Source organism: Streptomyces sp. GESEQ-35 (genome assembly GCF_017948485.1).
In the GTDB taxonomy this organism is placed as follows: domain Bacteria; phylum Actinomycetota; class Actinomycetes; order Streptomycetales; family Streptomycetaceae; genus Streptomyces.
In genome coordinates this window covers 413,651-426,137 of the sequence record NZ_JAFFSX010000004.1, presented here as the reverse complement: position 1 = coordinate 426,137, position 12,487 = coordinate 413,651, and the positions used below count along the sequence as shown (strand labels likewise).

The following is a 12,487-nucleotide window of genomic DNA, read 5'->3' as shown; positions in this document are numbered from 1 at the left end:
ACAGGCGGGGTGCTCCAGGGGCAAGAACCCGGTTACCTTTGGGATGAGTTGGCAGGGGCTTGGGGAGGCTCGGTTGCGGACCCGCAGAAACCAACCCGACGTACCCGCTCCGGACAGTCCGTGGAGCGAGATCGTGCCCGGTCTGTGGATGGGCGGGCACGAGTTCAAGGGCGGCTCCGGGCAGGTGGAGTTCGTCGTCGTCCATGATCAGTTCGATCTCGTGCAGACCCTCCTCCGGCTGCCCGGGCACGGGCCGGATCCGGGCGTCGAGCACCACGTGTGGCCGATTCCGGACGGTCCGCTGGACGGAACGCAGCTCGCCGGAGTGATGCGGCTCGCGCAGGCCGCGAGCGAGGCGCTGGACGCGGGCCGCAGCGTTCTCGTCCGCTGCTACCACGGGTACAACCGCTCGGGGCTGGTGGTCGCACACACCCTGGTCCGGCGGGGCTGCTCCACCGAGGAGGCGATCCGGCTGATCCGCACCCGGCGCTCGCCCTGGGCGCTGCACAATGAACTGTTCGTCGAGTACCTGCGGGCCGGGTTGTCGACGGCCCGGCTGCTGGAGGAGCTGGCCGAATAGCGTCTGCCCGCCGGCCGGACAGTCCCTGCGCGCAAAAAGGACGTCCCCGCGAATAAGGTGTACGGGGCCCACGATCGTCCAGGACCACAGGAGTGCCGTGCCCCTCAGCCGCCCCGCGCGTGCCGTCGCTCTTGTCGCCCTGCTCGCGGGCACCACCGCGGCCTGCGGCGACGCCGGCGAGCTGCGCGGCGCGGGCCCGACCCCGACCGCGGTCAGCCCGGCCCGGCTGTGGCCCGAGCTGCGACCGGCGTCCTCCCCCGCCTACGAGATCGGCGAGGTGGAGAACGAGGTGATCAAGGGGATCGCCGTGCCGGGCGGCACCATCCGCAAGGTCGATCCGGTCGCGATCGTACGGGCCGAGATCGCCACGAGCCCCGGCGACTACGAGGGCGGCAAGGCGCCGTATCGCGAGACGGGCGACCGGATGGCCGACTGCGCGGAGGGCGGGGACCGGGCCAGGTGCCCGGTCCTGAGGCCGTACTACCGCGATCTGACCGGCGACGGGCGGGACGATCTGACGCTGGGCTTCCGGCAGCTGCCGGGCACCCTGACGGCCGTACGCGTCTACACCGTCACGAAGGGGCGGCTGGTGCGGGTCATGAGCTGGGAAGACGCGATCAGCGCGGTCGAGCTGGCCGGGCGATCCGTGATCATCCGCTCGCCGTCCGAGGTCGCCGGCTACGAGTACCGCCTCCAGTGGACCTGGGACGCGAACCAGCACACGATGCTGCTCACGCATGACGAGATGCTGCGCACCGGCACCGGAAAGCGGACCGCACGACCGTCGGCATCGGCATCGGCATCGGCTTCCGCTTCGGCGAGTCCTCGATGAGGCTCGGGCTCCCCCGCTGGGCGGGGACGCTCGCCGTGAAGGCCGCCGTGTTCATCACGGTGATGTGCTGCACGCTGGCCGCGCTGCTCGGCGTCCTCGTGCATGTGTCCGTGTCGAACCAGACGGTCGAGCAGGCCCGTGACCTCGCGCTGTCCCGGCTGGACGACGCGACCACGGCGTTCGAGGCCGGGGACAGGCTGATGCCGGGCATGGGCGTCGACCCGGACGGGCTGCCCGAGTCGCTGCGGAAGCTGGCGGCGGCCGGCGAGCGCGGCACGATGGTCGCCGACCACGAGGGCCGCCCGACGATGTGGGCGGCGGGCCCGGCCGACGGCGGGCGGGCGCTTGCCGTGGAGGTCGACTACTCGCAGCAGTCGCGCACCATCAACGACCTCGGCCGGGCGATCATCTGGTCCTCGGGGCTGGCGATCGGGGTGACGCTGCTGGTGGGCGCGTTCGCGGTGACCCGGGTGACGCGCCGGCTGCACACGACCGCGCGAGTCGCCCGGCGGATCAGCGGCGGCGATCTGGACGCTCGCGTCGACGACCCCCGTACGAAGGATCCGACGCGCCCCCAGGACGAGGTGGCCGCGGTCGCCGCCGCGCTGGACTCCATGGCGGCGTCGCTACAGGGCAAGCTTCAGAGCGAGCAGCGGTTCACCGCGGATGTGGCGCACGAGCTGCGTACCCCGCTGACCGGACTGCACGCGGCCGCCGAACTGCTCCCGGCGGGACGGCCCACCGAGCTGGTCCGGGACCGGGTGGCGGCGCTGCGGACGCTGACCGAGGACCTGCTGGAGATCTCCCGGCTCGACACCGGGCGGGAGCGGCTCGACCTGGACACCGAACAGTTGGCGGCGCTGGCCGAGCGGGTGGTGCGGACGGCCGGGAACCACACCGAGGTCAGGGTCGTACGGGACGCGACGGTGGAGACGGACCGGCGGCGCCTGGAGCGGGTGCTCGGCAATCTGGTCGCCAACGCGCACCGGCACGGGCGCCCGCCGTTCGTCGTCACGGTGAACGGGCCGGTGGTCAGCGTGCGGGATCACGGGGACGGCTATCCGGAGTATCTGGTGGAGCACGGGCCGCAGCGGTTCCGTACGGAAGGTGGTGCCAAGGGGCACGGGCTGGGGCTGACGATTGCGCTGGGCCAGGCGGAGGTTCTGGGCGCGCGGCTGTCGTTCGGCAATGCGGAGGATGGTGGGGCCGTCGCCACGCTTGTCCTTCGGTGAGCGGAGCGGCTGATAGCTCGGGGGTGCCGGTTGTTTGCCGACTGCGGGTTGTCTGTGGCTTGTCGCGCAGTTCCCCGCGCCCCCAGGGGCCCGCTGCGCGGCCCCTATAGGCGCTGCTCCTATGGCCCATCAGCACGCGCGACCAGGCGATCTCGCTCCTAATGTGGCGATTAGTCAGCTTCGGCCCATTCATGGAGGTGCCCACCATGTCTCTTCGTATCCGCCTCGTCCGTCGGCTCGCCACAACTGCCGCCGTCGCCGCCCTCGCCACCGCGACCGTCGTTTCGCCCGCCGTCGCGGACGACGAGTTCGGCAGCGGTGGCGACTCGGGGTTCAGCAGCGGTGACTCGGAATTCGGCGGTGGTGACGGATCCGACGAATTCGGTGGCCGGGGCGATCAACGCGACCCGCGCCGCTACCGGGGCGTCGTGACGGTCGACAGACTGGTTCTGCGCAGCGCGCCGACCCGTGGCAGTCGGCCCATCCGGTCGGTCTACCGCGGTGACTACGTGTCCATCTTCTGCAAGACACCGGGCCAGAACATCCTGGGCAACCCACTCTGGTACCTCCTCACGGACGGCACCTGGGCCTGGGGTTCGGCGCGTTTCATCAACAACATCGGGGCCGCGCCACGCTGGTGCTGATACCGGAGGCTCACAAGATGTCCTATTTGGGTAAATTCCGGACATGAGCAAGGCCGGAACCACCCTGGCAGCGACGGCGGACCCGCACGCGACCGCCGTCCGTCTGCCCCGGCGCCGTGGCATCGAACTCGCCCTCATCGTGGTCGCCGTACTCCTGTCGGTGTACGGCTACTGCGATGTCGGCCTGGCGAAGAACGGCTCCGTCCCGCCCGGCGCCGCCGGTTACGGCGCCGGGCTGGGCGTGCTCGCGCTGCTGGCGCATATCGCGGTCCGCCTCCGCGCCCCCTACGCCGACCCGCTCCTGCTGCCGATCGGCGTGCTGCTCAACGGCCTCGGCCTGGTGCTGATCTACCGGCTCGACCTGGAGACCCCGGGCGACCGGGCGGCGCCCACCCAACTCGTCTGGTCGACGCTGGGCGTGGGCCTGTTCATCTTCGTCGTCCTTCTCCTGCGCGACCACCGGGTGCTCCAGCGCTATGCGTATGTGTGTGTCGTCGCCGCCCTCGCCCTCCTCACCCTCCCGATCTTCTTCCCGGCCGTGAACGGCGCCCGGATCTGGATCCGGATCGCCGGATTCTCCATCCAGCCGGGCGAGTTCGCGAAGGTGCTGCTCGCGGTGTTCTTCGCCGCGTATCTCGCCGCCAACCGCAATGCGCTGCGCTACACCGGCCGCCGCATCTGGCGCCTCCAGCTCCCCACCGGCCGGGTCCTCGGCCCGATCGTCGCGATCTGGCTGCTGAGCGTGGGTGTGCTGGTGCTGGAGCGCGATCTCGGCACGTCGCTGCTGTTCTTCGGTCTGTTCGTGGTTCTCCTCTACGTCGCCACCGGGCGCACCGGCTGGATCGCGGTGGGCCTGCTGCTGGCCGCGCTCGGTGCCGTCGCCGTCGGCTGGCTGGAGCCGCATGTGCACAGCAGGGTCGAGGACTGGCTGCACCCGTTCGCGTCGATCGAGGCGGGCCAGGGCGCCAACCAGCTCGCCCAGACCCTCTTCGCCTTCGCGGCGGGCGGCGTGCTCGGCACCGGCCTGGGCCTCGGTCATTCCGTTCTCATCGGCTTCGCCGCCAAGTCGGACTTCATCCTGGCGACGGCGGGCGAGGAGCTGGGCCTGGCCGGTCTGGCCGCGATCTTCCTGTTGTACGGCCTGCTCGTGGAGCGCGGCTACCGGGTGGGCCTGGTCCTGCGTGATCCGTTCGGCCGGCTTCTCGCGGTGGGCCTCGCCTCGATCGTGGCGCTCCAGGTGTTCGTCATCGCGGGCGGGGTGACGGGCCTGATCCCGCTGACCGGTATGGCGATGCCGTTCCTCGCGCAGGGCGGCTCGTCGGTGGTCACCAACTGGGCGATCGTGGCGCTGCTGGTCAGGGTGAGCGACTCGGCACGACGGCAGTACGACGGGGAGGTCGCCCCATGACCCGCTACATCAGACACGCCGCGGTGTTCTGCGCCCTGCTCCTGGTCGCGCTCCTGGTGAACGCCGCCCGCATCCAGGTCGTCCAGGCCCCGTCCTACGACGACAACCCGGCCAACCGCCGTCAGAACATCGCCCGTTACGGCCAGCCGCGCGGCGACATCCTGGCCGGCGGCGCCCCGCTCACCGGCTCGGAGGACACCCGCGAGCAGCTCCGCTACGAACGGTCCTACGCGCACGGCCCGATGTACGCGCCGGTCACCGGCTTCGCCTCGCAGGAGTACGGCACGACGTTCCTGGAGCACGCCGAGGACGACGTCCTGTCCGGCACGGCCCCGATGCTCCGGCCGTTCCCCCTGTGGAACGACTTCACGCGGTCGCAGAACCCGGGCGGCGACGTCGTGACGACCATCGAACCGGCCGCGCAGGAGGCGGCGTACGCGCGGCTCGGCGGGCGCAAGGGCGCGGTGGCCGCCATCGAGCCGGCGACGGGACGGATCCTGGCGCTGGTGTCCACTCCGTCGTACGACCCCGCCGCCCTGTCCGGGAACGGGGCGGCGGCGAAGCAGTCCTGGGAGCGGCTGAACGGCGACCGGGACAAGCCGATGCTCAACCGGGCGGTACGGCAGACGTATCCGCCGGGGTCCACCTTCAAGGTGGTGACCGCGGCGGCGGCGCTGGACGCCGGGGTCATCACGGATCTGGACGAGCCGACGGACTCGCCCGACCCCTACACCCTCCCCGGGACCAGGACCTCGCTGACGAACGAGGCCGACAGCTGCCGGGACGCCTCGCTGCGGGAGGCGTTCGTGTGGTCGTGCAACACGGTGTTCGCGAGGCTGGGCGTGCGGGTGGGTGTGGAGGCCATGGCGCGGACGGCCGAGGCCGTCGGCTTCAACGACACCGAGGCGAGGATCCCGTTCTCGGTGGCGCCGAGCACCTTCGACACCTCGGTGGACAGGGCGCAGCTGGCGCTGTCCTCGATCGGGCAGTACAACACTCGGGCCACGCCCTTGCAGATGGCGATGGTCGCGGCGGCCGTGGCGAACGGCGGGCAGGTGCGGTCGCCGTACCTGGTCGAGCGGACCACGCGGGCGAGCGGTACGACGATGTCGACGGCGGGGTCGCGCCCGCTGCGGCAGATGATGCTCCCGTCGACGGCCGTCCGTATGAAGAAGCTGATGACCGACGTGGTGACGAAGGGCACCGGCCGCAATGCCGCGATCCGCGACGCCACCGTCGGCGGCAAGACCGGCACCGCCCAGCACGGCGTCGACAACTCCGGGACGCCGTACGCCTGGTTCGTCTCCTGGGCGCACGGGGACGGTGACGTCGAGCCGAAGGTGGCGGTCGCGGTGGTGGTGGAGGACGCGTCGGCGCGCCGGGGGGAGATCAGCGGGGGCGGGGACGCGGCGCCGATCGCGCGGGCGGTGATGAGGGCGGTGCTGAACTCGTAGGCGGGCGTGCTCGATTGTTGAGACGGGGGTACCCGTGCCCCCCTCCCCCGACCTACCGTTCGGTACATGACGACATCCGCCGCGTACGAACTTGCCCAGGTGAACATCGGCCGCCTCAAGTTCCCCCTGGACTCCCCGGAGTTGAAGGACTTCGTCGATGCACTCGACCCGGTCAACGCGGATGCGGACGCCGCCGACGGATTCGTCTGGCGACTCCAGTCGGACGACGGCGACGCGACCGACATCCAGGTCTTCGGCGACAAGTGGCTGATCATCAACATGTCGGTGTGGCGGGACGCCGACGCGCTGACCGCGTACATGTACCAGGGGCGGCACCGGGAGATGCTCGCGCGTCGGCGGGAGTGGTTCGAGCGGGTCGCGGAGGCGATGGTGGCGATGTGGTGGGTCCCGGCGGGCCACCGGCCCACGGTCGCGGAGGCCGAGTCCCGCCTGCTGCATCTGCGCACGAACGGGCCGACGCCGTACGCGTTCACCCTGCGCACGTCGTTCCCCGCGGAGGGTGCGCCACCGGTGGCGTTTGAGGTTCCGGACGACCTGGGCTGCCCTGCGTAAGCGCTCCGCTGGGCAGGCGGTTCGATCGCTGCGGGTCGGTGGGGTCTGGTCGCGCAGTTCCCCGCGCCCCTGCGGGGCGCTGCTCAGGCCTCGTCTGCCCCCAGGGCGATGGACTGATCCACCTCCGCGACCCGGTCGTGTTCCTCCGCCGCGAACCGCTCGGCGTCGAGCTTCTCGGCGATCTCCTCGTCCTGCGCCATCAGCAGATCCAGGTTCGAGTCGCCCATCTCGAAGACTCCCATGTCGACATAGGCCTGTTGGAGGCGCTCGCCCCACAGGCCGATGTCCTTCACGCAGGGGACGATGCGGCTGAACAGCAGCTTGCGGAAGAGGGCGAGGAATTCGGACCGTTCGCTGTACTCCTCGGCCTCCGCCTTCGGGATGCCGAAGTTCTCCAGGACCTCCACCCCGCGCAGCCGGTCACGCATCAGGTAGCAGCCCTCGATGACGAACTCCTCGCGCTCACGGAGTTCGGCGTCGCTGAGCTGCCGGTAGTAGTCGCGCAGCGCCATCCGGCCGAAGGCGACGTGCCGGGCCTCGTCCTGCATGACGTACGCCAGGATCTGCTTGGGCAGGGGCTTGTCCGTCGTGTCCCTGATCATGCCGAAGGCGGCCAGCGCGAGGCCCTCGATGAGCACCTGCATGCCGAGATACGGCATGTCCCAGCGCGAGTCCCGCAGCGTGTCGCCCAGCAGGGACTGGAGGTTGTCGTTGATCGGGTAGAGCAGGCCGATCTTCTCGTGCAGGAAACGGCCGTAGATCTCGGCATGCCGGGCCTCGTCCATCGTCTGGGTCGCCGAGTAGAACTTCGCGTCCAGGTCGGGGACCGACTCGACGATCCGGGCCGCACAGATCATCGCGCCCTGCTCACCGTGCAGAAACTGGCTGAACTGCCAGGACGCGAGGTGCCGGCGCAGCTCGCCCTTGTCGCGGTCCGTCATCTTCGCCCAGTACGGGGTCCCGTGGATGCTGATCGACTCGTCGGGCGTGCCGAGCGGGTCGTACGGATCCACCTCCAGATCCCAGTCGATCCGCTTCTGTCCGTCCCACTGCTTGTCCTTGCCCTTCTGGTAGAGGGCGAGGAGGCGGTCGCGCCCGTCGTCGTACTCCCAGTTGAAGCGAGCGGCGCCGGTCGCCGGCACGCGCCAGAGGGAGTCTCCCGGGTCCATGGCGTACAGGTCTTCAGTCGGCATGCACCGCAGGCTCCTACTTGGTAGACGCGCGGTCAACAAGTCGCGCGCGGGGGATTGACGGGCTTGCTGACAAGCGGTCTCATAAGCCCATGACGACCGTGACCGAAGCCGACGCGCTGGACGGGCTGCGCGATGCGCTCGGCCTGCTCAAGGACCGTGAGCAGGTGGCCGAGCGGTTGCTCGCCTCGTCCCTCAAGCACTCCTTCGACCCCGACAAGGAACTGGACTGGGACTCGCCCTTCGAGGAGGGCAAGTGGTTCTGGCCGCCGGAGCTGGTGTCGCTGTACGACACGCCGATGTGGCGGCGGATGAGCGAGGAGCAGCGAATCCTGCTCTCGCAGCACGAGGCCGCCGCGCTCGCCTCACTCGGTATCTGGTTCGAGATCATCCTGATGCAGCTGCTCACCCGGCACATCTACGACAAGGCCGCGACGAGCGCGCATGTGCGCTACGCGCTGACCGAGATCGAGGACGAGTGCCGGCACTCGAAGATGTTCGCCCGGCTGATCTCGCACGGCGGGACACCGTGGTACCCGGTGAGCCGGGCGCACCAGAACCTGGGCCGCCTCTTCAAGACCATCTCCACCACCCCTGGCTCCTTCACCGCGACACTCCTCGGCGAGGAGGTCCTCGACTGGATGCAGCGGCTGACCTTCCCGGACGAGCGGGTACAGCCCCTGATCCGGGGTGTCACGCGGATCCATGTGGTGGAGGAGGCACGTCATGTGCGGTACGCCCGTGAAGAGCTCCGCCGCCAGATGGTGACCGCCCCGAGGTGGTCCCAGGAATTCACCCGGGTCACCTCCGGCGAGTTCGCCCGCATCTTCTCGGTGGCCTTCGTGAACCCCGAGGTCTACACGAACGTAGGCCTGGACAAACGCGAGGCCATGGCACAGATGAAGGCCAGCGGCCACCGCCGGGAGGTCATGCAGACGGGCGCGAAACGACTGACGGACTTCCTGGACGACATAGGGGTGCTGCGGGGAGTAGGGCGGCGCCTGTGGAAGGCGTCGGGCCTCCTGGCATAGGTGACTGGCCCCACCCAGGGGCGCGGGGAACTGCGCGACCAGCCACAACGGGCCCGCAGCCGCCAGCTCCCCGCACCCGCCACGGCGATTAGGCTGCACCCATGACCCCCGCCGCCCCCGCCTACAGGCGCCTGAGCGTCGAGGAGCGACGAAGTCAGCTCCTGGACGCCGCACTGAGCCTCTTCGCCCACCGCGCCCCCGAGGACGTCTCGCTGGACGACGTGGCAGAGGCGGCAGGAGTCTCCCGCCCACTCGTGTACCGGTACTTCCCCGGCGGCAAGCAGCAGCTGTACGAGGCCGCCCTGAGATCCGCCGCGGACGAGCTCCAGCAGTGCTTCGACGAGCCCCGCGAAGGCCCCCGCCTGCCCCGGCTGGTGCGGGCCCTCGACCGCTACCTCGCCTTCGTCGACGAGCACGACGCCGGATTCAGCGCCCTGCTCCAGGGCGGCAGCGTCGTCGGGACGTCCCGTACGACCGCCATCGTGGACGGAGTGCGCCGGGCCGCCGCCGAGCACATCCTCAGCCATCTCGACGTCACCGACCCCGGCCTGCGGCTGCGGATGACCGTACGCATGTGGATCACGGCGGTGGAGGCGGCCTCGCTCATCTGGCTCGACGAGGGCAAGCAACCGCCGCTCGACGAGTTGCGGGAGTGGCTGGTGGAGCAGTTCACGGCCGCGCTGACGGTGACCGGCGCGCGCGATCCGCAGACCGCCGCCCTGGTCGAGGCCCTCGCGGCGGATGACTGAGACTGGTGCCGTGAAGAGCGAAGACACCCCCTTCGAGGGCGGGCCGATGGACGGCCGTGTCCTGCCCGTGCTGCTGGGCGCGACCGGGCATCCGCCCAAGACGTACCGCATCCCCGTCCCGGCCCCCGACGGCGGCCCGCCCACCGTGCTCGTCTACCGGCGGGTGCCGCGCGGGCACAGCAAGCGGCTCGGGCTGACGCAGGGGTGGAAGTACGAGTATGCCGCCGAAGGTGAAAAAGGGGCGGGCGGGCGTGGCAGGGCACTGAAGTGGCCCTGGTCCAAGCCAGACACCACGCCGGGCGGCAAGCGGGATGACGCCGACGAGTGACGGAGTTACGCCGAACCGCGCACACCCGGCGCGCGGGCCCGGCGACCACGTCTGATGCTCACGGTGCGGAGCGGAGGGGCCGCCCCGCACCGGAGGTGATGACATGTCAGGACGCCTTCTGCGTCTGGTCTGTACGGCAACGGTGGCGACCCATGCGGTTCTCGCCGCCGCACCCGCCACGGCCGTACCGGAGCCCGGTGACCGTTCTGTGGCCCGGCTGCTGACGGACCTTCAGCGGCTGTACCGGGAGGCCGAGCAGGCCACCGAGACCTACAACGCCACCGAGGAGCAGCTGAAGAAGCAGCGCACCGAGGTCGACCGGCTGGACCGCGCCCTCACGCGGGCCAGGCTCTCCCTGCACGACAGCAAGGGAGCCGCCGGCCGGCTCGCGCGACAGCAGTACCAGAGCAGCACCGAGATCTCCCCGTACGTACGGCTGCTGCTGGCCCGCGATCCGCAGCACGCGCTCGACCAGGGGCATGTGATCGGGCAGTTGGCGCGGGAGCGGGCCGAGACCGTGACCCGGCTCACCGGAACCGAGCACAAGGCCGACGAGATCGCCCGCAAGGCCCGCACCGCCCTCGACCGTCAACTCTCCCTCGCCGCCCGGCAGAAGAAGCAGCGGGACGAGGTACGCAAGCGGCTCCACGACGTCGAGAAGCTGCTCGCCTCCCTCACTCCCGAACAGCTCACCGCGCTGACCGAGTTCGAGAAGGACGGCACCGACAGGGCACAGCGGACGTTCATGGCCTCCGGCACCCTGAGCGACAACCGCCCGCCCTCCCGAAAGGGCGACCGGGCGCTGCGCTACGCGGTACGTCAGCTCGGAAAGCCCTACGAATGGGGCGCCGAGGGCCCGAAGACGTACGACTGCTCGGGCCTCACCTCCGAGGCCTGGAGCCACGCGGGAACACCCATCCCAAGAACCAGCCAGGAGCAATGGGCCAAGCTCCCGAGAGTCTCACTGAAGGAGCTGCGCCCCGGAGACCTGATCATCTACTTCCGGAAAGCCACACACGTGGCGATCTACCTGGGCGACGGCAAGGTGGTACACGCCCCAAGAACCGGCGAGAAGATCAAGCTCTCCCCCATCGCATCCAACCCGATCCTGGGAGCAGTACGCCCAGACAAACGCGCCCCAAAGGGGCGCGGGGAACGGCGCGATCGGCCACAACGAACCCGCAGCCTCCCGCTCCCCAGCACCCCTACGGCGACTAGGCCACAGAAGCCAGATACGCCCCAGTCTTCTCAGGCTCATAGAAGTAGTTCTCAAAATCGGCCGGATCATTGAACCCGTTGGCAAACCGATCAGCCACCGGCTGAAGCTGCCCCGCCGCCCCGATCAGGTTCAGGATGTGCTCCGGCGGCGGAGCCAACATCGCGTTCGTCCACTTGGTCACGTGCTGCGCCGTGTCCCAGTACCGCTCAAAAGTCCCCCGCATCCACGCCTCGTCGAACTCCTTGTCGCCGTGCTCGAGGATCGAGGCAAGATACGAAGCCGCGCACTTGGACGCCGAGTTGGAGCCCTGTCCGGTGATCGGGTCGTTCGCGACGACGACATCGGCGACACCGAGCACCAGCCCGCCGCCGGGCAGCCGCCCGACCGGATTGCGGACGGTGGGCGCGTATCGCCCGGACAAAACCCCACCCGCGTCCGTCAGTTCGACCTTCGTGGCCCGCGCGTGCTCCCAGGGGACGAACTTCTCCATGAGTTCCAGGGTCAGGGAGAGGTGCTCCACCGGGTCCTTGACGCCGTTGAAGACGTCCAGCGGGCCGCCGGGTATGCCCTCCAAGAACAGGATGTCCGCGCGGCCGGAGGTGGTCAGCGTCGGCATGACGAACAGCTCGCCGACACCGGGCACCAGGTTGCAGCGGACCGCCTCGGACTCCGGGTGCTCCGGGCGCGGGCCCATGCCATGGACGTACGCGACCGCGAGGGCACGCTGCGGCTCGCTGTACGGGGAACGCTCGGGGTCCCGGGCGAACATGGACACGAGTTCGCCCTTGCCCGCCGCGACCAGCACCAGGTCGTACGTGCGGGCGAAGTAGTCCAGGTCGGAGACCGCCGCACCGTGGATGACCAGCTGGCCGCCGCGCTGGGCGAACGTCTCCATCCAGCCGGCCATCTTCACCCGCTGGTCGACCGACTGCGCATACCCGTCGAGATGGCCCAGCCAGTCGATGGCGCGCGCCGCGGGACCCTCGCTCCACGAGCCGGGGGCGGCGACCGAGGCGCCGAGTCCTTCGATCTTCGGGGCCTGGGACTCCCAGAAGTTCAGCTGGAGATCGCGCTCGTGCTGAAGTGCCGTGTGGAACATGCACTGCGTCGACATGACCCGGCCGTTGCGGATCTCGTCCGCCGTCCGGTTGGACATCAGGGTGACCTCGTACCCGTTCGACTGGAGTCCGAGGGCGATCTGGAGACCGGACTGGCCGGCTCCGACGACGAGTATCTTCCGCATCCGG

13 protein-coding genes are annotated in these 12,487 nt (G+C 70.0%); 11 read left to right on the top strand and 2 right to left on the bottom strand.

Features of this window, described 5'->3' with window-relative positions; all coding sequences use genetic code 11:
* Positions 1–73 precede the first annotated feature (73 nt).
* The 7 genes from KCH87_RS11310 to KCH87_RS11280 all read left to right on the top strand — a co-directional run bounded on the left by KCH87_RS11310 (position 74) and on the right by KCH87_RS11280 (position 6,723).
* Positions 74–580 (top strand): dual specificity protein phosphatase family protein, encoded by a 507-nt coding sequence (locus tag KCH87_RS11310; protein WP_210585842.1) that lies wholly within the window; start codon positions 74–76, stop codon positions 578–580.
* Between the two features lie 97 nt (positions 581–677).
* Entirely contained in the window at positions 678–1,412 is a 735-nt protein-coding gene (locus KCH87_RS11305; protein WP_210585841.1) for a hypothetical protein, read from the top strand.
* On the top strand, positions 1,409–2,644 hold the full coding sequence (locus tag KCH87_RS11300; protein ID WP_210585840.1) for a HAMP domain-containing sensor histidine kinase: 1,236 nt from the start codon (positions 1,409–1,411) through the stop codon (positions 2,642–2,644). Before KCH87_RS11305 ends, KCH87_RS11300 begins: the two co-directional genes overlap by 4 nt.
* 206 nt (positions 2,645–2,850) lie before the next feature.
* Positions 2,851–3,288, top strand: a complete 438-nt coding sequence (locus KCH87_RS11295) for an SH3 domain-containing protein (RefSeq protein WP_210585839.1) — start codon at positions 2,851–2,853, stop codon at positions 3,286–3,288.
* 43 nt (positions 3,289–3,331) lie between these two features.
* Positions 3,332–4,696: an FtsW/RodA/SpoVE family cell cycle protein gene (locus KCH87_RS11290; RefSeq protein WP_210585838.1), complete on the top strand. Its 1,365-nt coding sequence runs from the start codon at positions 3,332–3,334 to the stop codon at positions 4,694–4,696.
* Positions 4,693–6,150, top strand: a complete 1,458-nt coding sequence (locus tag KCH87_RS11285) for a penicillin-binding transpeptidase domain-containing protein (RefSeq protein WP_210585837.1) — start codon at positions 4,693–4,695, stop codon at positions 6,148–6,150. Before KCH87_RS11290 ends, KCH87_RS11285 begins: the two co-directional genes overlap by 4 nt.
* Before the next feature lie 66 nt (positions 6,151–6,216).
* A complete protein-coding gene (locus tag KCH87_RS11280) occupies positions 6,217–6,723 on the top strand; it encodes a DUF3291 domain-containing protein (RefSeq protein WP_210585836.1) in 507 nt (168 codons plus the stop codon).
* An 83-nt stretch (positions 6,724–6,806) separates the two neighbouring features.
* On the opposite strand, the gene KCH87_RS11275 is transcribed toward KCH87_RS11280, so the two are convergent.
* Positions 6,807–7,916 (bottom strand): ferritin-like domain-containing protein, encoded by a 1,110-nt coding sequence (locus tag KCH87_RS11275; RefSeq protein WP_210585835.1) that lies wholly within the window; start codon positions 7,914–7,916, stop codon positions 6,807–6,809.
* 89 nt (positions 7,917–8,005) lie between these two features.
* On the opposite strand from KCH87_RS11275, the gene KCH87_RS11270 reads away from it, so the two are divergent.
* From KCH87_RS11270 to KCH87_RS11255, 4 genes are all read left to right on the top strand, one after another.
* A complete protein-coding gene (locus KCH87_RS11270; RefSeq protein ID WP_210585834.1) occupies positions 8,006–8,944 on the top strand; it encodes a diiron oxygenase in 939 nt (312 codons plus the stop codon).
* A gap of 101 nt (positions 8,945–9,045) precedes the next feature.
* The gene (locus tag KCH87_RS11265; protein ID WP_210585833.1) at positions 9,046–9,693 is read left to right on the top strand and encodes a TetR/AcrR family transcriptional regulator; all 648 of its coding nucleotides are present in this window, start codon (positions 9,046–9,048) and stop codon (positions 9,691–9,693) included.
* Positions 9,694–9,703: 10 nt separating this feature from the next.
* On the top strand, positions 9,704–10,021 hold the full coding sequence (locus tag KCH87_RS11260; RefSeq protein ID WP_308298808.1) for a hypothetical protein: 318 nt from the start codon (positions 9,704–9,706) through the stop codon (positions 10,019–10,021).
* A 103-nt stretch (positions 10,022–10,124) separates the two neighbouring features.
* Positions 10,125–11,312, top strand: a complete 1,188-nt coding sequence (locus KCH87_RS11255) for a C40 family peptidase (protein ID WP_210585831.1) — start codon at positions 10,125–10,127, stop codon at positions 11,310–11,312.
* Here the strand turns inward: KCH87_RS11255 and KCH87_RS11250 are convergent.
* Positions 11,236–12,483: a styrene monooxygenase/indole monooxygenase family protein gene (locus KCH87_RS11250; protein WP_210585830.1), complete on the bottom strand. Its 1,248-nt coding sequence runs from the start codon at positions 12,481–12,483 to the stop codon at positions 11,236–11,238. The two genes, KCH87_RS11255 and KCH87_RS11250, sit on opposite strands and share 77 nt — an antisense overlap.
* Between the last annotated feature and the right edge of the window lie 4 nt (positions 12,484–12,487).

Bases quoted from the DNA above. Each gene is read 5' to 3' on its own strand.
- KCH87_RS11255 (WP_210585831.1), top strand. From the start codon at position 10,125: ATGTCAGGACGCCTTCTGCGTCTGGTCTGTACGGCAACGGTGGCGACC.
- KCH87_RS11300 (WP_210585840.1), top strand. From the start codon at position 1,409: ATGAGGCTCGGGCTCCCCCGCTGGGCGGGGACGCTCGCCGTGAAGGCC.
- KCH87_RS11295 (WP_210585839.1), top strand. From the start codon at position 2,851: ATGTCTCTTCGTATCCGCCTCGTCCGTCGGCTCGCCACAACTGCCGCC.
- KCH87_RS11265 (WP_210585833.1), top strand. From the start codon at position 9,046: ATGACCCCCGCCGCCCCCGCCTACAGGCGCCTGAGCGTCGAGGAGCGA.
- KCH87_RS11285 (WP_210585837.1), top strand. From the start codon at position 4,693: ATGACCCGCTACATCAGACACGCCGCGGTGTTCTGCGCCCTGCTCCTG.
- KCH87_RS11270 (WP_210585834.1), top strand. From the start codon at position 8,006: ATGACGACCGTGACCGAAGCCGACGCGCTGGACGGGCTGCGCGATGCG.
- KCH87_RS11290 (WP_210585838.1), top strand. From the start codon at position 3,332: ATGAGCAAGGCCGGAACCACCCTGGCAGCGACGGCGGACCCGCACGCG.
- KCH87_RS11280 (WP_210585836.1), top strand. From the start codon at position 6,217: ATGACGACATCCGCCGCGTACGAACTTGCCCAGGTGAACATCGGCCGC.
- KCH87_RS11250 (WP_210585830.1), bottom strand. From the start codon at position 12,483: ATGCGGAAGATACTCGTCGTCGGAGCCGGCCAGTCCGGTCTCCAGATC.
- KCH87_RS11275 (WP_210585835.1), bottom strand. From the start codon at position 7,916: ATGCCGACTGAAGACCTGTACGCCATGGACCCGGGAGACTCCCTCTGG.